This is a genomic window from Stenotrophomonas sp. YJH_SMC_21 (genome assembly GCF_059369555.1).
Genome location: NZ_JCAFSU010000009.1, coordinates 43697 through 62229 on the forward strand (window position 1 = coordinate 43697; position 18533 = coordinate 62229).

The window sequence follows — 18533 nt, forward strand, 5'->3', positions numbered from 1 at the left end:
CGCGTGCGCGATGTCATCAACGGAATCTACAATAGGCGGTCTTTCTTTACCCGGACCGCCCATGAAACTGCCTGCCGCCTGGCTGTGCTGCCTGTTGCTGACCTCGCCGGCCTGGGCCGCGGATACCGTGGTCACCGGCAAGGTCTATCTGGAGCGCGACGGCAAACCCGGCCGCGGTGCGACCGATCCGGGCCTGGCCGGCGTGCAGGTCTCCAACGGCGAGGCCATCGTCAAGACGGCTGCAGACGGCAGCTACAGCCTGCCGGTGCGTGATGGCCAGACCGTGTTCGTGATCAAGCCCGATGCGTATTCCTTCCCGAAAGCGGCCGACGGCCTGCCTTCGTTCTGGCGGCACTATCGCCCGAACGGTTCGCCGGCGTTGAAGTACGGCGGCATCGCCGCGACCAGCGACGTCACCCGCAACTGGGATTTCGCCCTGCAGTCGGATCGCCATGACAGTCGGCGCGGCTTCCAGATGCTGGTGTTCACCGATTCGCAGACCGCCAGCCTGAAGGATATCGGCTACTACCAGCAGTCGATCGTCGCGCCATTGGTGGGAAAGACCAAGGCGCGCATGGGCACCACCCTGGGTGACATCGTCAACGACGACCTGACCCTGTATCCGGCGATCAACAAGGTCACCACCGGACTTGGCGTGCCGTGGTTCCATGTGCCGGGCAACCACGATCTCGACTTCGATGCGGCCAGCGACGAACACTCGCTGGACAGCTGGCGCAACATCTACGGTCCAGACACCTATGCGGTGGAAGAGGGCGGCGCCAGTTTCGTGTTCCTGGACGACGTGGTGTTCGACCCCAAGGCCAAGCCGAAGTACATCGGCGGCCTGCGCGAAGACCAGTTCGCCTTCCTCGCCAGCTACCTGAAGGGCCTGCACAAGGATCGCCTGCTGGTGCTGGGCATGCACATCCCGCTGTTCGACGCGGCGCCCGGACGCGAGACCTTCCGCCATGCCGACCGCCAGCGCCTGTTCGACCTGCTGAAGGACTTCCGCAACGTGCTGGTGCTCAGCGGCCACAGCCACACCCAGCAGCACGTCTACCATGGCAAGGCCGAGGGCTGGAACGGCGACAAGCCGCTGCACGAATACAACGTCGGCGCCAACTGCGGTGCGTTCTGGTCAGGCGTGAAGAATGCCGCCGGCGTGCCGGACAGCACCATGAGCGATGGCACGCCGAAGGGCTATGCGTTGCTCGACGTGGCCGGCAATGGCAGCTACAGACTGCAGTACCGCGTGGCCGGAAAACCGGCCAGCGAGCAGATCGGCCTGCATGCGCCGAAGGTGCTGCGCCAGGGCGCCTACCCGGCCTGGGGCATCTATGCCAACGTCTACATGGGTGAGGATGCCAGCGTGGTCGAGTACCGCGTCGATGGAGGCGCCTGGCAGCCGATGAAGCAGGTCAGCCAACCCGATCCGCGCCTGATGGTGGAGAACGTGGCCGACGATCTTGCAGACAGCCTGCGTGGCTACGACCGCTCGCCGGAGGCCACCGCATCGCCGCACCTGTGGCGTGGCGCGCTGCCGACCGATCTGGCCGTGGGCAGCCACAAGGTCGAGGTACGCTCCACCCAGCCTGATGGTGCAGTGTTCACCGCCAGCACCAGCTACAGCCTGCAGACTGCCCAGCCCTGATCCACGGCGCCGCTGCCCAACGCGAAAGGACCCCGCATGGATATCCGCTTCATGGCCGGCACCACGCCGGTGACCCTCAGCCGCCACTGGTTCACCGGCGCGATGCAGTTGCAGAGCGCCACCGAGACGGTCTGGGTGCAGCACCCGCTGCATCCGGGCACCCACTTCTCGTTCTCGCTGGTACAGTCGTGGCTGCGCCACATCGCCGGCCACGAAGTGCTGGTCGAGCGCACCCGGCCGCTGCTGTTCGCCGGCTTCCGCCCGCAGCGGCTGCGGGTGCTGGTGGATGGCGTGCAGGTGGCCGAACAGGAAGGCATGTAGGCCAACCTGAACCATCGGCGCGCTAGGCAAAGCCGCCCCGATGCCTGAGAATCGGGGCGATTCAATCGATCCAAGCAGGCCAGCGTGACCATCGCAGCAGCGTCCCCGGTTTCCTCCGACTCCGCCCGCGGCGGTCTTCCGCGCCATCTGGTCGTCGCCGATGTCGGCGGCACCTTTGCCCGCCTTGCGCTGGCTGAAACCCAACCCGGCCAGGCGCCGCTGCTGGGCAGCCATCGCATCTATGCCTGCGCCGAGCATCCCAGCCTGGCGGCGATCCTGGCCGATTTCACCGCAGGCCTTGGCCAGCCGGTGCAGACCGCGGTGGTGGCCATTGCCGGCCTGCTCGATGGCGATGTGCTGATCAATTCCAACCTGCCATGGACGGTCTCGCTGTCGGCCACCCGCGCGCAGTCCGGGTTGGGCGAACTGCAGCTGATCAACGATTTCGAGGCGGTGGCGCTGGCCATCCCTTATCTGCAGCCGGACACGCTGGTGCCGCTGAACGGCGATGCTGATCCGGCGCAGGCATTCCCGGCGCTGGTGCTGGGTGCCGGTACCGGCCTGGGCGCCGCACTGCGCTTTGCCGACGGCGAGCGCCCGGTGCTGGCCAGCGAGATCGGCCATGCCGCGCTTGGCGCCGGCAACGCGCTGGAACTGCAGGTGCTGGGCAAGCTGCTGCAGCGTTGGGCGCACGTGGACAACGAACGCGTGCTGTCCGGCAGCGGTCTGATGAACCTGTATCCGTGCCTGTGCGAACTGCGCGGCGTCACCCCGGTGTGGACCAGCACCGAGGCACTGATCGGCGCCGCACGCAGCGGCGAGGATGCGCTGGCCGTGGAAACGCTGCAGGTGTTCTGCGCGTGGCTGGGCAGCCTGGCCGGCGACGCAGCGATCGCCGTCGGTGCGCGCTCGGTGTACCTCGCCGGGGGCATTTCCGCGCATGTGCAGGATTTCCTGGCCGATGGCCGCTTCCGTGAGCGCTTCCTCAACAAGGGCGTGCTGACCGAGGTGCTGCGCCAGGTGCCGGTATGGCGCGTGGAGCACGGCCAGTTGGGCGTGCTCGGCGCAGCGGTCTGGCACGCCGCACGGCAGCCCACGCACGACTGATCGGCAGGGTCGGCATCGGGCCGGCCGTGCATTGCAGACTGGGAGGGGAAGATGGTGGATCGCAGGCAGTTCCTGCAGGCCGGTGCACTGGCTGCAGGCATGGCGGCCTTGCCGGGCGTGCAGGCGCGCACGCAGGGTGGGGCCAAGGTGGTTTCGACCTGGGACTTCGGCGTACCGGCCAACCAGGCCGCGTGGAAGGTACTGGCGCAGGGCGGCAGCGCGCTGGATGCGGTGGAAGCAGGCGCACGCTGGGCCGAGAGCGAGCTGTGCAACCCCACCGTCGGCCATTGTGGCAACCCGGATCGCGACGGCGTGCTGAGCCTGGACGCGAGCATCATGGATGGCGATGGCCGTTGTGGCGCCGTGGCCGCGCTGGTCGACATCCTGCATCCGGTGTCGGTGGCCCGCAAAGTGATGGAGAACAGCCCACACGTGCTGCTGGTGGGCGAGGGCGCGCAGCAGTTCGCGATGCAGCAGGGTTTCGAGCGCAGGCACCTGTTGACGCCGCAGGCCGAAGCGGCCTGGCGCGAGTGGCTGAAGACGGAGAAGTATCAGCCGCAGATCAACGCCGAGCGCCGTGGTATTCCCGGCAACAGCGACAACCACGACACCATCGGCATGCTGGCGCTGGATGCCAAGGGCCACCTTGCCGGTGCCTGCACCACCAGCGGCATGGCCTGGAAGCTGCACGGCCGGGTCGGCGACAGCCCGATCATCGGTGCCGGCCTGTATGTCGACAACGACGTGGGCGCGGCCACTGCCTCGGGCGTGGGCGAGGAGATGATCCGCAACGCCGCGTCGTTCCTGGTGGTCGAGCTGATGCGCCAGGGGCGCTCGCCGGCGCAGGCTTGCCGCGAAGCCATCGACCGCGTGGTGCGCAAGCGCCCGGAAGCTAGCAGAACGCTGCAGGTGTGCTTCCTGGCCATGAACAAGCAGGGCGAGGTGGGCGCCTACGCGCTGCATCGCGGCTTCGTCTACGCCGTGTGCGATGGGCAGCGCCAGGATGACCTGCGCGACTCGCCGTCGATCTACACGAGCACCCAGGCGTGAGCACGCGGCTGACCCTGGAGATCGCCAGCAACTCGCTGGCCTCGGCGCTGGCCGCCCAGGCCGGCGGCGCCGACCGCATCGAGCTGTTCGACAACCTGGCCGAGGGCGGCACCACGCCGTCGTTCGCCACCATCGCGATTGCGCGCGAACGCCTGTCGATTCCGCTGTTCGTGCTGGTGCGACCCCGCCCGGGCGACTTCCACTACGACGCGCTGGAAACCGAACTGATGTTGCGTGACATCGCGCAGTGCCGCGCGCTCGGCTGCGATGGCGTGGTGATCGGTGCGCTGGATGTGCAGGGCGGCATCGACGTGGCGCTGTGCCGTGAACTGGTGCAGGCTGCCGGGCCGCTGCAGGTGACCTTCCACCGCGCCTTCGATGCCGCCCGCGATCTGCCGGCGGCACTGGAACAGGTGATCGAACTGGGTTGCCAGCGCGTGCTGACCTCGGGCGGCCAGGTCAGTGCCGAGGCCGGTGCCGACGTGCTGGCAGGCCTGGTCACCCAGGCGGCGGGACGTATCACGGTGATGGCCGGCGCCGGGCTGGGCCCGGCCAATGTCGCCGCCGTCGCACGACGCAGCGGCTGCACCGAACTGCACGCCTCGGCCAAAGGCCTGCGGCGCTCGGCCATGCAGTTCCAGAACCCGGACCTGCGCGGGCTGGACCCGGACTGGAGCCAGACCGCCACCGCGACCGTGGCCGCGCTGCGACAGGCGCTGGACGGCTGAGAGCTGCCCGGGGTCGGATCCCTTCGCAGAAGGGCTCTGACCCCACCCGACGCAATCGGGTCAGAGCCCCTCTGCGAGGGGATCCGACCCCGGACGCTGGCTTGCGCCGGACAAATACGTTCCGCGCGCGATTGTCGCGATCGTGTCATTGACGTGTGCGCTGTTCTCTCAGCGATGTTTCGCAACCCTTTGATTGTTCTTGATACCTGCGGCCGATAGCGGCATTGCACCGGGCATTGCTGCGTCGCCGCATGCCCAGCGTGGTTCAGCTGTGCTTTAGTTTGGATCGATCCACAGGGGAGGGCGTCGGGACGGTCTTGAACCGATCCAGGTGCCCGGATCAGCTGTAGTGCCGCGCCACCACCCGTCCGTGCGTCCACACTTTCGAAGAGCAACCACCCATGGCTCAGATCGTCCGCAAGCGTCGTCACCTGCTGTCCCAGGCCCTGGTCCTGGCCCTGTTGCCCCTGGCTGCCAGCGCGCAGGAGGCCGCCAGTTCATCCACCAAGGATCTCGACGCGGTCACCGTCACCGGCTCGCGCATCAAGCGCGCCAGCGTCGAAGGCCCGGCGCCGGTCAACGTGATCACCGCCGCGCAGATCCAGAAGGAAGGCTTTGTCAGCGTGTACGACGCGCTGAAGACCCTCACCGAAGCGACCGGCACTGTTGAAGCTGCCTCGCAGTGGGGCTCGCACACGCCTAATGCCAGCGGCCTGAACCTGCGCGGGATGGGCCCGAACCGCTCGCTGCTGCTGGTCAACGGCCGTCGCGTGGCCGACTACCCGCTGCCCTATGGCGGTGAAACCAACTTCTCCAACTACGGCAACATTCCGGCCGCGGCGGTGGAGCGCATCGAAGTGCTGACCGGTGGCGCCTCGGCCATCTATGGCTCGGATGCGATCGCCGGCGTGGTCAACGTCATCCTGAAGACCAACTACGACGGCGACGAGGTGCGCGTGCGTGGCGGCACCTCCACCGAGGGTGGGCGCGACACCTGGGACCTGTCCTGGGCCGGCGGCAAGACCGGTGACAACTGGAGCGTGACCTACGCGTTGCAGTACACCAAGCGCGATCCGTTGTTCGGCCGTGACCGCCCGCAGATGGACGATGCCGATGATGCGCCGTACCCGTCCTGGAACATGGAACAACGCAAGGTCGGCTTCCGTCCTACCGCCGGACTGGCGTTGATCGATCCGACCACGGGCCAGCGCCTGGCGCCGCCCACCGGCACCTGCGAGAAGTTCGGCAGTGAGTACTACACCGCCGATCGACTGGTCTACAACTACGCCGCCAACACCATCACCAACACCGGCCGCCTGTGCGGCATGAGCGCCGACTACGCCAACTGGCTGCTCACCGGCGGTGCCGAGAACGTGTCCGGCAACCTGTATGCCACCTTCGATTTCAGCAACGACCTGCAGGCCTGGACCAATCTGGCGGTCTACCGTTCCGAAGCGATCTGGGGCACCAATCCGCCCGGCGTGTCGCTGATCGACGATGACAACGGCTACTACTGGGACGCCAACCGCAACCGTCCGATTCTTGGCGTGCGCCAGTTCACCCCGAATGAGGTTGGCGGGCTGGATACGTTGCGCAACACCAACCGCGAACTGTCCTGGGACTGGAGCGCCGGCCTGCGTGGCCGCCTCGCCGACCGCTTCGACTGGAGCGCCACGGTGGGGCGCTCGTACTACCGCGTGGAAGAACGGCAGAACGTGGTCGACAAGCAGAAGTCGTACAACTACTTCCTCGGCCCGAAGCTGGGCACCACGGCCGATGGCGAGGCGATCTACGCCTTGAACGAATCGCGCTGGTGGAATCCGCTGACGCCGGACCAGTACTGGCAGATGGGTACGGTGGCGAAGAACCGTGCGGCGTCCTGGGTCAACCAGGCCTCGGCGGATATCACCGGCGAACTGTTCCAGGGCTGGGCCGGCCCGATCTCGTTCGCCGCGGTGGCTGAAGTCGCGCAGCAGGGTTATCACCTCAGCCCCGACCCACGCGCAGGCATCGACTTCGACCTGCAGAACGTCGATCGCGGTGGCGGCGAGCGCACCCGCTATTCGGCCGGCGTCGAATTCAAGATTCCGCTGCTGGACAGCGTGACCGCCACTGCGGCCGCGCGCTATGACCGCTATGGCAACTACAAGGCCGACGACAGCAGCGAAGCACTGGACATCGGCAGCCAGAAGGAAACCACCTGGAACGTCGGCCTGGAATGGCGCCCGGTTGAATCGTTGCTGGTGCGTGGCTCCTATGCCACCAGCTTCCATGCGCCGGACATGCATTACCTGCTGGGCCAGCCGAGCAGCTCCGAAGTGCAGACCTATGACCGCCTGCGCTGCATCCAGAGTGGCGCGTACCTGGTCAACAACTGCGGCGTGGGCAACACCGATGTCTGGTACACCTTCGACGTGAACCGGCGTGGCACGCCGCTGCTGCGCTCGGAAACCGGTGATTCGTGGACGGTCGGTTTCGTCTGGGACGTGATGCCGAACCTGTCGGTCAGTGCCGACTACTGGGCGATCAAGCTGGAAGACATGATCGTCGACGTCGGCGCCGATGAGGTGCTGGCCAGCGAGGCCGGCTGCCTGACCGGCAAGAACATCGATGGCACGCCATGGGCCAATCCGGCCGGTGGCGAATACTGCGCCGGCATCCTGGCCCGCGTGAACCGTGACAGCAGCGGCCGCCTGGTGTCGATCGAGCGCGGCCCGTTCAACCTGGCCAGCCGCGAAGTGCGTGGTGTCGACCTGACCGCACGCTATCGCCTGGAAACCGCGCAGTGGGGCAGCTTCCAGCTGGGCCTGAACTACACCAACCAGATCTCGACCAAGGAACAGCGCTACGCCAACGACCCGAATCCGGAACGCCGCGACCGCGACCTGCGCAGCAAGCTGCGCGCGAGCCTGGCCTGGCAGCGCGGCAACTGGAATGCCAATGTCTATGCCGACCGCGTGGGCTCGGTGCCGGGCGTGCGCTACCACTGGGGCACCGACCGCCTGGACAACCCCGGCGGCTGCCTGCCGTTCGCCGACGGCTACGTGCCCAGCGACAGCCCGTCGCTGAACTGCCTGGAGCCGGCGACACGTCCGGACGGCTCGCCGAACCCGAACCCCAATGCCGGGCAGCAGACGGCGCGCTACTACGGTCGAGTGGGGCCGTTCATCACCTGGAACTTCAACGTGGGCTACCAGGTGACCGAACACGCGAAGGTAAACGTGTACGTCAACAACGCCTTCAACTCTGCCAGCTGGAACCACAAGGACCCGTACAAGCTGGATTACGACTTCGCCCCGACCCGCCTGCTTGGCGCGGTCGGCCGCGAGTTCGCGTTGGAGTACGTGTTCACCTTCTGAGCAGACCCGCAGGGGGCGCCGGGCCTGATCCGCCTGGCGCCTCCGTCCGCTCAGCAGTTCCACGCCATGCGTGGATGAACCCCAGCATGAACCCCGGGGTGGCTGGATTTGACCTTCCCACGATGGCAAGGTTTAGCCTGTCCGCATCCAGAAGGAATCCCGGGAATCCGATCATGAGCACGCCGCGCACCGCTGCCGTCCCCGCCAGCCCCTCCACCATCAGCCTGCCCATCGAGGGCATGACCTGCGCCAGCTGTGTCGGCCGGGTCGAGGCGGCGCTGTCCAGGGTCGAAGGCGTGGGCAGTGTTTCGGTCAATCTGGCCACCGAGCGCGCGGATATCCGCCCGTCCGGTCCGGTCGATCGGGCCGCGTTGATCCAGGCGGTGGAGCGGGTGGGCTACGACGTGCCCCCCGCCACCGTTGAACTGGCCGTGGAAGGCATGACCTGCGCCTCCTGCGTGGGCCGCGTGGAGCGCGCGCTGCTGGCGGTGCCAGGCGTGAGCCAGGCCAGCGTGAACCTGGCCACGGAGCGTGCGACCGTGCGCGGCGTGACTGATACGGCCGCCTTGGTTGCGGCCATCGACAAGGTCGGCTACGCCGCCCGCCCGATCGAGGCCGGTGTGCAGTCCGATGATGAAGCCGCTGAAAAGAAGGATGCCGAGCGCGCCGAACTGAAGCGCGACCTGATCGTGGCGACCGCGCTGGCGCTGCCGGTGTTCGTGCTGGAGATGGGCTCGCACCTGATTCCCGGCATGCACGAATGGGTGATGGCCACCATCGGCATGCAGGCCAGCTGGTACCTGCAGTTCGTACTGACCCTGCTGGTGCTGGCCATTCCCGGCCGCCGTTTCTACCAGAAGGGGTTCCCGGCACTGCTGCGGCTGGCGCCGGACATGAATTCACTGGTAGCGGTGGGCACCGCCGCGGCGTTTGGCTACTCGGTGGTGGCGACTTTTGCGCCGCGGCTGCTGCCGCCGGGCACGGTGAACGTCTACTACGAAGCGGCAGCAGTCATCGTCGCGCTGATCCTGCTCGGCCGCTTCCTCGAGGCCCGCGCCAAGGGCCGTACCTCCGAAGCGATCAAGCGTCTGGTCAACCTGCAGGCCAAGGTCGCCCATGTGATCCGTGACGGCCGCACCGTCGACATCCCGGTCAATGAAGTGCAGAGCGGCGACATGGTGGAAGTGCGGCCGGGCGAGCGCGTGCCGGTCGATGGCGAGGTGGTTGAAGGCCGCAGCTACATCGACGAATCGATGATCAGCGGCGAGCCGATCCCGGTCCAGAAGCAGCCGGGCAGCAGCGTAGTGGGCGGTACGGTCAACCAGAAGGGCGCACTGACGGTACGTGCCACGGCGGTGGGCGCGCAGACCATGCTGGCGCAGATCATCCGCATGGTCGAACAGGCGCAGGGCTCGAAGCTGCCGATCCAGGCGGTGGTCGACAAGGTCACGCTGTGGTTCGTGCCGGCGGTGATGCTGGCCGCGCTGGCGACCTTCCTGGTCTGGTTGATCTTCGGCCCGTCACCGGCGCTGAGCTTCGCGCTGGTCAATGCGGTGGCGGTGATGATCATTGCCTGCCCGTGCGCGATGGGGTTGGCGACGCCGACCTCGATCATGGTCGGGACCGGCCGTGGCGCCGAAATGGGCGTGCTGTTCCGCAAGGGCGAGGCGCTGCAGCTGCTGAAGGACGCGCAGGTGGTGGCGGTGGACAAGACCGGTACGCTGACCGAGGGCCGCCCGCGCTTGACCGATCTGGAGATCGCCAGCGGTTTTGATCACGGCACGGTGCTGGCGGCGGTGGCGGCGGTGGAGTCGCGCTCGGAGCATCCGATTGCCCGCGCCATCGTCGATGCAGCCACCGAGCAGGGCATCGCGCTGCCGTCGATGGTCGATTTCGAATCGGTCACCGGCATGGGCGTGCGTGCCAACGTTGATGGTGCGCGGGTGGAGGTCGGTGCCGATCGCTTCATGCGCGACCTGGGCGTGGACATCACTTTGTTTGCGACGCTGGCGGCAGAACTGGGCACCCAGGGCAAGTCGCCGCTGTATGCCGCCATCGACGGCCGCCTGGCCGCAATCATCGCGGTATCCGATCCGATCAAGCCGAGCACGCCGGCCGCAATCGCGGCACTGCATCAGCTTGGCCTTAAGGTGGCGATGATCACCGGTGACAATGCTGGTACCGCGCAGGCGATCGCGCGCCAGCTCGGCATCGACGAAGTGGTGGCCGAGGTGCTGCCGGAAGGCAAGGTCGAGGCGGTGCGCCGCTTGAAGGCCACACATGGCCATGTCGCCTTCGTCGGCGACGGCATCAACGATGCGCCGGCGCTGGCCGAGGCCGATGTCGGCCTGGCCATCGGCACCGGCACCGATATCGCGGTCGAGTCGGCCGATGTGGTGCTGATGTCGGGCAACCTGCAGGGCGTGCCGAATGCCATTGCACTATCGAAGGCAACGCTGGGCAACATCCGCCAGAACCTGTTCTGGGCCTTCGCTTACAACACCGCATTGATTCCGGTGGCGGCCGGCGTGCTGTATCCGGTCTGGGGCATGCTGCTGTCGCCGGTGTTCGCGGCCGGTGCGATGGCACTGTCCAGCGTGTTCGTGCTGGGCAACGCGCTGCGCCTGCGCCGCTTCCAGCCACCGATGGCGGATGCCGCCGCAGCGACCCATTGAAGGAGATCCGTATGAACATCGGTGAAGCTGCCAAGGCCTCCAGCGTGTCGGCGAAGATGATCCGCTACTACGAACAGATCGGTCTGATTCCCGCCGCTGATAGAACCGAGTCGGGCTACCGGGCGTATTCGCAGGCGGACATCCACCGTCTGCGCTTCATTCGCCGCGCGCGCGATCTCGGCTTCCAGGTGGCCGAGATCACTGATCTTCTGGGCCTCTGGAATGACACCTCGCGGCACAGCGCCGACGTGAAGCACCTGGCCGAACAGCACATTGCCGATCTGGAACAGCGCATCGAGCACATGCGGCAGATGGCCGACACGCTGAAATCGCTGATCAGTTGTTGTGCCGGCGACGAGCGCCCGGAGTGCCCGATCCTACAGCGGCTGGGTGAGGACGATGAGACGCCGGTACCGGTCGATACCGCCAAGACCGGTGCGGTGCGGCGCCGTACGCACAAGCATTGACTCGATATCGCATGCATGAAAAAGCCCGCCGGGTGCAGCGGCACCGGGCGGGCTTTCCTGTGTGAGACGGGGGCAGGGGATCAGGCAGTACGCGGCGGGAAGCCTGCGTCGTTCACTGCGGCGAAGACGTCTTCCTGCGATGCGGTGGTCTGCACCTTGACCAGGCCGGTCGGCGGGTCGGCGACCACGCTGGCGTTGGGATCGATCTGCTGGATCGCACGGGTCACGCTGCGCGCGCAGCCGCCGCAGGTCATGCCATCGACATGGAATTCCATCTGTAGCTCCTTCGGTGCTCTTGGGGTGGAGTCAGTGTGCACCTTCCAACGATGTCAGGGTCAAGCGCCGGGCTGAACGAAAGGCAAGGCGCCGACAAAAAAAACGGCAGCCACCTGTACCAGCGCGGCTGCCGTGGAGGAACGTCCCCGCCAGGGCGGGGCGTGGGTTGCACCGGGGCGCGCCCGGGCAACCCGGTGTTGCCTTAGAACTTCCAGGTAGCGCCGAAGTACAGCTGGCGGCCTGCATAGGTATTGGAGACCAGGCGTGCCTTGGTGTCGCTTCCCAGGTGCACGCGCTGCTCGGACTTGGTGGCATTGATCACCGAGGCGGTCAGGGTCCAGTCCGGAGTCAGGTTGTAGGCCACGTTCAGGTCCAGCTGGTCATACGGCTCGGTGTAGACGGTGAGGCCATTGTTGAGCCCACCGACCACCTGGCCGCGACGGTTGAACGAGGCGCGCGCGAGGAACTTCTCGTTCTCGTAGAAGACCGTCACGTTGGCCTGGTTCTTGGCGCTGCCGACCAGCGGCGAGGAGCCGATTTCCTGCCCGTCCAGAACAATGGAAGCCAGGTTGGTGTCGTTGTAGGTGTAGTTGGCCTGCACGCCGAAGCCGAAATCGAAGGTGTACTGGCCATACAGCTCGACGCCCTGCGACACACCATCGCGGCCATTGGCCTGGGTCTCGTAGCGCTGCACGTTCACCGCTTCACCGTTGATGACCATGGGCGTGTCGCGCACCACCGGCAGGGTGAAGTTGTCCACGTTCTTGCGGAACAGGCTGACGCCGGCGACCGCGCCAGGCTGGAAGTACCACTCCAGGCCCAGGTCGAACTGGGTGGCCTTGAACGGCTCCAGCTGCTTGTTGCTGCCCTGGCCGACCCAGCCTGCGGTCGATGCGCCACCGGCAACGCGGCGATCATTGACGTACTCCTCGCTGTAGTAGCTCAGCGCGCCCGGTGCTGCGATGTCGGTGTAGCCAGGGCGGGCGATCACCTTCGATGCGGCACCACGCAGCACCAGCGTGTCGGTGATGTCCCATGCAATGTTGAAACTCGGCAGCACGTCGGTGTAGGTGCGGTCCACGCCGATCAGGCTGTAGGTCTTGCTCTGCGCCAGGTCATGCGGCAGGCGCACGAAGCCGCTCTCACAGCTGTAGGTCGGGTAGGCCGCAGCGGCGGGGTCGGTGCACGCCATCGGCGCGCCGGACGCGTTGTCCAGGAAGTAGTCGTTGAACTTCTCGATCGAGTCGGAAGACTGCGCGAACTGCTTGGTGCGCACCACACGCACGCCGACATTGCCGCGCAGGCGCTCGGTGCGGAAGTTGGCCTGGAAGTAGCCGGAGTAGATCTTCTCGTTGACGTTGTAGACGAAGTCTTCCTCGGTACGGTTGTGCGAACCACCGTAGGTCTTGTTCAGATAGTCGATGTACGCCGGGTAGTTGATGCCCGGGAACACGTTGGCATTGAAGCCACCGGCAATGTTGCTGATCGGGTTCGACAGGAAGAAGTCGGGCTGCGCATCGCCGGCAGTCGGATCGCAGCCACTCTGGTAGCGGCTGTTGTCATAGTCGGCCGGGTCACGGCCCGGGCATACCCAGTAGGTGTTGCCGGTGTTGCGGTGGACCTTGCCATCACGGTACTTGGCACCGAACTGGATCGAATCCAGCCAACCGGACTCGAACAGCTTGGTCACGTCGGCCTGGAAGTAGTTCTGCTTGACCTCGGTGCGCTTCCACGACGAATCGGTCGAGCCGGTGTCGACTTCGGCGATGCCGTTCATCAGCTGCTGCTGCAGGTCGGGCGAGAAGGTGGCAGACGGCGTGCCGGTCAGGTCCCATGCGCTGTACTGGTTACCGGACAGGTAGTCGTTGCCGACCTTGCGGCGCGGCTTGGCCGACATGCGGAAGTTCATCGACGGACCACCTTCAGACCAGGTGCGGCCACCGGTGAACGAGGCCTTCCACAGCGGGCTGATGTCCCAGTCGATGGTCAGGTCGGCGGTCTGCGACAGCGCCTTTTCCTTGCTGTAGCCACCGGTCAGCTGCGGTGTCGGAATCGTGCAGTCGTCCGGGCCCCAGCCGCCGGGCTTGAGGCCGGCGGCCTTGGCCTGGTCTTCGCTGCAGTAGTAGGCCTTTCCGGCCAGCTTTTCGAACTGGGCACCGGTGACGGTGTTGCCGCTGGGGTCGAAATCCAGGCCGTTGAGCAGGCGGCCGCCGGCCCAGTTTCCATCGCCGTTGAAGCGGGCCATGCTCCATTCCGGAATCTTCAGCATGTTCTGGGTGTAGTCACCCTGCAGCTCGAAGCGGAAGTAGTTGGCGGTCATCGTGACGTTGTCGACCGGCTTGAACTGGAAGGTCAGCTGGCCGCCCTTGCGCTCGCGCTTTTCTTCCTTCACGGCGAAGTTGACCGAGGTCGGCATGAAGAAGTCGCTGTAGTTGCCGCCGGTCTGGTTGTTGAAGCCGGACTTGCCCCACCAGTAGTGGATGCCGTCCTGCTGCTGCACGTTGCCATAGGCGTCGCGTGCCTTGCCGGCGCCGTACCACTGGTAGTCCTCGGTGCTGGCTTCCATGGTACGGGTCGTGCGCTTCTGCTGCGTCACGCCGACCAGCACGCCGAAACGCTCATCCTTGCTGTGCCACGAATACAGGGCCGAGGCCTGCGGGTCGATATCGTGGTGGGTATCGGAGGAGGTGCCCTCGAGCGTGACGAAGCCCGAGTTGGACTCCATGTCCAGCGGACGGCGGGTGTGCAGGATGACCGTGCCGCCGATGCCGCCTTCGTCGATGCGTGCTTCCGGCGACTTGAACAGCTCGGCGCTGGACAGCATGTTCGACGGCAGCAGGGTGTAGTTGAACGAACGGGTGGCTTCGTCGTTGGTTTCCGACGTGGCCACGTAGTTGCCATTCAACTGGGTCAGGGTCAGGTCCGGCGCAAGGCCGCGCACGCTGACACTCTTGCCTTCACCACCGCTGCGGGTGATGACCACGCCGGGCACGCGCTGCAGTGCGTCGGCCACGTTCTTGTCGGGGAACTTGCCGACGTCCTCGGCGGTGATCACTTCGACAACGGCGTTGGCGTCGCGCTTCTGCTCAAGGCTCTTTTCGATGGCGTAGCGGTAGCCGGTGACCTGGACGCTGTCCAGGTTGGTGGCTTCCTGCGAGCCGCTGGTGGTTGCCTGCTGCGCGGCGGCGCCGGCCGGAACGACGGCGGCGGCCAGGGCCAGCGCGATGGCCAGCGACAGTGCGTCCTGGCCATGCGTACGTGTTGAATGCTTCATTCCCATCTCTCCCTCTCTCCTGGATTGATCCGGTGACGTGGCACGGACAACTTGAATCGATCTAATTTGAAGTGACATTGTCGCTATCGCCATGCGGTGGCAGTTGCACCGTGCGCGTGGCCTGGTACGTCCTGTTGCCGCTCCCCCAACTCCCGGCCATCGCAATGTCGTCTTGGATCGATCTAAGCGATGGGCGGGCGTTTTTTAGCATGGGTCGCCCGTGGGCGCATGCTGCTCCGCAATATGGTACTGGCGTGGCGAAGGGATGACGGTTTGCTGAAAACAGTGAAATCGTTTTCGTGCGCAGGGGAGGGTGGGTCGGCAGGGCTGCGCCCTGCACCCGCGGTGTGCCGGCCGCTGGCCGGCAACAACCCAAAGCCAAAGCGGCTCTGGTTTTCTGCTGGTTTGGTGGGGCGGTGTGGGCTGGCAGGACACGCCGTAAACCCCCCTTCCGGGGTCCGGCCCAGCCGCTGGCGGCTGTGCGTTCGGGCGCTTGCGAAGCAGTGCTTCGCAAGCAAAGCGCCCTCACCCCTGGGGGCTCGATGGCGCCATCCATGGCGCCAACGGTCCTGCCAGCCCACATCGCCCCACCTTTGACAGTTTCCCGGTGACGGTTGGACTGATCCTGGAACTACATGGGGTCCTGGGGTCAGATCCGTTTTCCTTTGGAAAACGGATCTGACCCCAATCGATTTCGATATCCGACAGAGATTCATCCACGCATGGCGTGGATCTACAGATCGCGGAAATCTGTCGAAGGCGGGGTGGGTCCGGTTGCGGGGGTGTCCGCGGCATGGATGCCGCGGCCAAGCCCCAGGGACGGGTTTACGGCGTCCCCCGCAACCGGACCCACCCCGCCATCCCACGGATAGTCGGCTTTTGCTGTTGCTTCGGCTTCGGCAGGTGCAGGGCGCAGCCCTGCCGAACACCCCCTCTCATGCTGCGCCGCAGAATGCATTCGGCTGAATCCGCATGCTCTACTTGAATCGATCTAAATCCACGGTCTGGTGGGTCGGGCGTCATTCCAGGGGGAGCTCTCTGCAGGTCAGGGCAGGGCTCAGCGGAACGGTGCCGGACGGCCCCGGCCGTCTGCCTCCGCGTCATCGACTACAGGAACCCGACATGCGTCCAGTGCCGTCCGCTCCCGCCGTCCCATTGTCCTCCCGCCCGCTGGCGCGCCTGGCCTGTCTGCTGGCGCTTTCGGCCATGCCGATGCTGCTGCAAGCCGCACCGGCGGCGCTGGAGCGCGAGGTCAACACCTTCATCGGCAGCAAGGACGACGGCAATACCTTCCCCGGCGCATCGGCACCGTTCGGCCTGATCCAGGTCAGCCCGATCGGCAGCCACTATTCGGGCTGGCGCTACGACGACGAGAAGATCCGCGGTTTCGGCCACTCCTTCATCTCCGGCGCCGGTTGCTGGGAGCAGGGCGGGCAGGTGTCGATCCTGCCGGTCACCGGCAGCATCGGTCCGGGCGGCGATTTCGATACTGCTGATGCCAAGAACTTCAACCACAAGACCTATGCCGCTTCGTACACGCATGACGGCGAGATCGGCCAGGCCGGCTATTACAAGGTGCGCCTGACCAGCTACGGCGGCATCGATGCCGAGGCCACCGCGCGTACACGTGCCGCGGCCGAGCGCTACACCTTCAGCCAGCGCCAGGGCGAGGGCCACGTGCTGGTCAACGTCGGCCAGGCCAACGAACGCCACTCGGTGATCGGCAGCGTGGTCGATGTGGTCGGCGACCGCGTGGTCGAGGGCAAGCTGGTGACCAAGAGTTTCTGCGGCGGCCATCAGTACACCACCTGGTTCCGCATCGAGTTCGACCGCCCGTTCAAGGCGCATGGCACCTGGGGCGAGGGCGGCGGCCTGCCGGGTGCGCGCCACAGCATGGAAGGCGAACAGAAGCCGAATGGTGCCTGGCTCAGCTTCGACCTCGCCAAGGGCCAGTCGGTAACGGCGATCAGCGCGATATCGCATGTGGATGCCGAAGGCGCGCGCATCAACCTGCGCGCGGAAGGCATGCAGGGCGGCGCGCTGCTCGGTTTCGATCGGATGCGGGCGCTGTCCCAGCAGTCGTGGCGCGAGCAGCTGGGCCGGGTGCGCGTGCAGGGCGGCACCGCCGACGACCGCGCTGTGTTCTACAGCGCGGTCTACCACGCGCTGCTGCAGCCGATGACCGGCAACGACGCCGACGGCCGCTACCGCGGCTATGACGATGGCATCCACCGTGCCGATGGCTGGACCTACTACGAGTACTTCTCGCTGTGGGATACCTACCGCGCGCAGAACCAGTGGCTGGCACTGACCCGCCCGGACGTGGCGCGCGACATCGGCCGTACCCTGCTGGCGATCGACGAGCAGGGCGGCTGGCTGCCGCGCTGGGGCTATGCCAACTTCGAGACCAACATCATGACCGGCGATCCGGTCACCCCGTTCATGGTCGACCTGTGGCGCTTCGGTGCGCTCAAGGGCCGTGAATCGCAGGCCTGGGATGCGCTGCGCCGCAATGCCTTCGGCACGCCGCCGCTGAACTCACGCATGGCCGGCCGTTCCGGCAACCCGACCTACCTGGACAAGGGCTATGTGGTCTACGACCGCGCGTTCCCGTCCAAGGGCATGGACGTCGATCCGCACCACGGCGGTTCGGCTACCTTGGAATACGCACTGGCCGACTGTGCGCTTTCGCAGATGGCCGATGGCCTCGGCCATGCGCAGGACGCGGCGACGCTGCGTGAGCGCGGCCGCAACTGGCGCAAGGTGTGGGACCCGCAGGTGCGCGACGCCGAGACCGGCTTTACCGGTTTCCCGCGCCCGCGCACCGAGGACGGCCAGTGGTACACCCCGGCCGATGGCCACTACAGCCCGCGCTCGCACCACGGTTTCCATGAGGGCACGGCGTGGCAGTACCAGTGGCTGGCGCAGCAGGACGTGCCGGGGCTGGTCGAAGCGATGCAGGGCCGCGAACAGGCCGGCCGCCGCCTCGACGCGTTCTTCGCCATGGACGCGCTGCAGGCCGATCCGCTCAATGCCGCCCGCAAGGAGTGGGTGGTCGGGCCGTACAGCTACTACAACCAGTTCCGCTACAACCCGAACAACGAGCCTGACCTGCACTCGCCGTGGCTGTACACGCTGATCGGCCAGCCGTGGAAGACCGCGGCCGTGGTGCGTGCCGCGCAGCAGTTGTTCACCAATGCGCCCAATGGCGTGACCGGCAACGACGACCTCGGCACGATGTCGGCCTGGTATCTCTTCAGCGCCATCGGCGTGTATCCGGCGGTGCCGGGCAGCGGCCAGTTCCTGCTGCACACCCCGCGCTTCAGCAAGGTGGAACTGGACATGGGCAATGGCCGGACGCTGCGCATCGACGCGCCGGGTGCCGATGGCCGCCGCCTGCAGTACGTTCAGGGCGTGCAGGTCGATGGCCAGGCGCATGCGCCGGTCTGGCTGGACTGGAACCAGCTGCAGCAGGGCCCGCGCCTGCAGTTCGCGCTTGACGCGAAGGCCCCGGAGCAGGGCTGGGGTACGGCGGTGAAGGACCTGCCGGTGTCCTGGTGCGCGGCACCGGGTAGCCAGCTGCGCTGAGCCGGACTGTGCCGTTCGCGGTGACCCAGCGAACGGC

Annotated in this window: 11 protein-coding genes; 9 read left to right on the forward strand and 2 right to left on the reverse strand. The window is 66.4% G+C overall.

The window, feature by feature from the left end; genetic code table 11:
* The first annotated feature begins 61 nt into the window (after positions 1-61).
* The 8 genes from AC5P67_RS13225 to cueR all read left to right on the forward strand — a co-directional run bounded on the left by AC5P67_RS13225 (position 62) and on the right by cueR (position 11358).
* Positions 62-1651 carry a calcineurin-like phosphoesterase C-terminal domain-containing protein gene (locus tag AC5P67_RS13225; protein WP_044570028.1) on the forward strand — a complete coding sequence of 530 codons (1590 nt, stop codon included), beginning with the start codon at positions 62-64 and terminating at the stop codon, positions 1649-1651.
* Positions 1652-1687: 36 nt separating this feature from the next.
* Positions 1688-1972, forward strand: a complete 285-nt coding sequence (locus AC5P67_RS13230) for a hypothetical protein (protein WP_012480039.1) — start codon at positions 1688-1690, stop codon at positions 1970-1972.
* Between the two features lie 84 nt (positions 1973-2056).
* Positions 2057-3079, forward strand: a complete 1023-nt coding sequence (locus AC5P67_RS13235) for a glucokinase (RefSeq protein WP_495214767.1) — start codon at positions 2057-2059, stop codon at positions 3077-3079.
* A gap of 51 nt (positions 3080-3130) precedes the next feature.
* Positions 3131-4129 carry a glycosylasparaginase gene (locus AC5P67_RS13240; RefSeq protein ID WP_099524021.1) on the forward strand — a complete coding sequence of 333 codons (999 nt, stop codon included), beginning with the start codon at positions 3131-3133 and terminating at the stop codon, positions 4127-4129.
* Entirely contained in the window at positions 4126-4857 is a 732-nt protein-coding gene (locus AC5P67_RS13245) for a copper homeostasis protein CutC (RefSeq protein ID WP_099524019.1), read from the forward strand. The genes AC5P67_RS13240 and AC5P67_RS13245 overlap by 4 nt, the downstream gene beginning before the upstream one ends.
* 401 nt (positions 4858-5258) lie before the next feature.
* A complete protein-coding gene (locus AC5P67_RS13250) occupies positions 5259-8216 on the forward strand; it encodes a TonB-dependent receptor plug domain-containing protein (protein ID WP_060381152.1) in 2958 nt (985 codons plus the stop codon).
* 173 nt (positions 8217-8389) lie between these two features.
* Positions 8390-10891, forward strand: coding sequence for a heavy metal translocating P-type ATPase (locus AC5P67_RS13255; protein WP_099524017.1), 2502 nt, complete (start codon positions 8390-8392; stop codon positions 10889-10891).
* A gap of 11 nt (positions 10892-10902) precedes the next feature.
* Positions 10903-11358 (forward strand): Cu(I)-responsive transcriptional regulator, encoded by a 456-nt coding sequence (cueR, locus tag AC5P67_RS13260; RefSeq protein ID WP_279938919.1) that lies wholly within the window; start codon positions 10903-10905, stop codon positions 11356-11358.
* Positions 11359-11438: 80 nt separating this feature from the next.
* Here cueR and AC5P67_RS13265 read toward each other — a convergent pair whose 3' ends face one another.
* Both AC5P67_RS13265 and AC5P67_RS13270 read right to left on the reverse strand, forming a co-directional pair.
* The gene (locus tag AC5P67_RS13265) at positions 11439-11633 is read right to left on the reverse strand and encodes a heavy-metal-associated domain-containing protein (protein WP_005409441.1); all 195 of its coding nucleotides are present in this window, start codon (positions 11631-11633) and stop codon (positions 11439-11441) included.
* Positions 11634-11836: 203 nt separating this feature from the next.
* Positions 11837-14914, reverse strand: a complete 3078-nt coding sequence (locus tag AC5P67_RS13270) for a TonB-dependent receptor (RefSeq protein ID WP_099524015.1) — start codon at positions 14912-14914, stop codon at positions 11837-11839.
* A 1116-nt stretch (positions 14915-16030) separates the two neighbouring features.
* Between AC5P67_RS13270 and AC5P67_RS13275 the strand changes: the two genes are divergently transcribed.
* Positions 16031-18496, forward strand: coding sequence for a GH92 family glycosyl hydrolase (locus AC5P67_RS13275; protein WP_049396130.1), 2466 nt, complete (start codon positions 16031-16033; stop codon positions 18494-18496).
* Positions 18497-18533 lie beyond the last annotated feature (37 nt).

What these genes read in the sequence shown, in the direction of transcription:
- AC5P67_RS13265 (WP_005409441.1), bottom strand. Translation starts at nt 11,633, where the DNA reads ATGGAATTCCATGTCGATGGCATGACCTGCGGCGGCTGCGCGCGCAGC.
- AC5P67_RS13255 (WP_099524017.1), top strand. Translation starts at nt 8,390, where the DNA reads ATGAGCACGCCGCGCACCGCTGCCGTCCCCGCCAGCCCCTCCACCATC.
- AC5P67_RS13270 (WP_099524015.1), bottom strand. Translation starts at nt 14,914, where the DNA reads ATGGGAATGAAGCATTCAACACGTACGCATGGCCAGGACGCACTGTCG.
- cueR (WP_279938919.1), top strand. Translation starts at nt 10,903, where the DNA reads ATGAACATCGGTGAAGCTGCCAAGGCCTCCAGCGTGTCGGCGAAGATG.
- AC5P67_RS13230 (WP_012480039.1), top strand. Translation starts at nt 1,688, where the DNA reads ATGGATATCCGCTTCATGGCCGGCACCACGCCGGTGACCCTCAGCCGC.
- AC5P67_RS13250 (WP_060381152.1), top strand. Translation starts at nt 5,259, where the DNA reads ATGGCTCAGATCGTCCGCAAGCGTCGTCACCTGCTGTCCCAGGCCCTG.
- AC5P67_RS13275 (WP_049396130.1), top strand. Translation starts at nt 16,031, where the DNA reads ATGCGTCCAGTGCCGTCCGCTCCCGCCGTCCCATTGTCCTCCCGCCCG.
- AC5P67_RS13225 (WP_044570028.1), top strand. Translation starts at nt 62, where the DNA reads ATGAAACTGCCTGCCGCCTGGCTGTGCTGCCTGTTGCTGACCTCGCCG.
- AC5P67_RS13240 (WP_099524021.1), top strand. Translation starts at nt 3,131, where the DNA reads ATGGTGGATCGCAGGCAGTTCCTGCAGGCCGGTGCACTGGCTGCAGGC.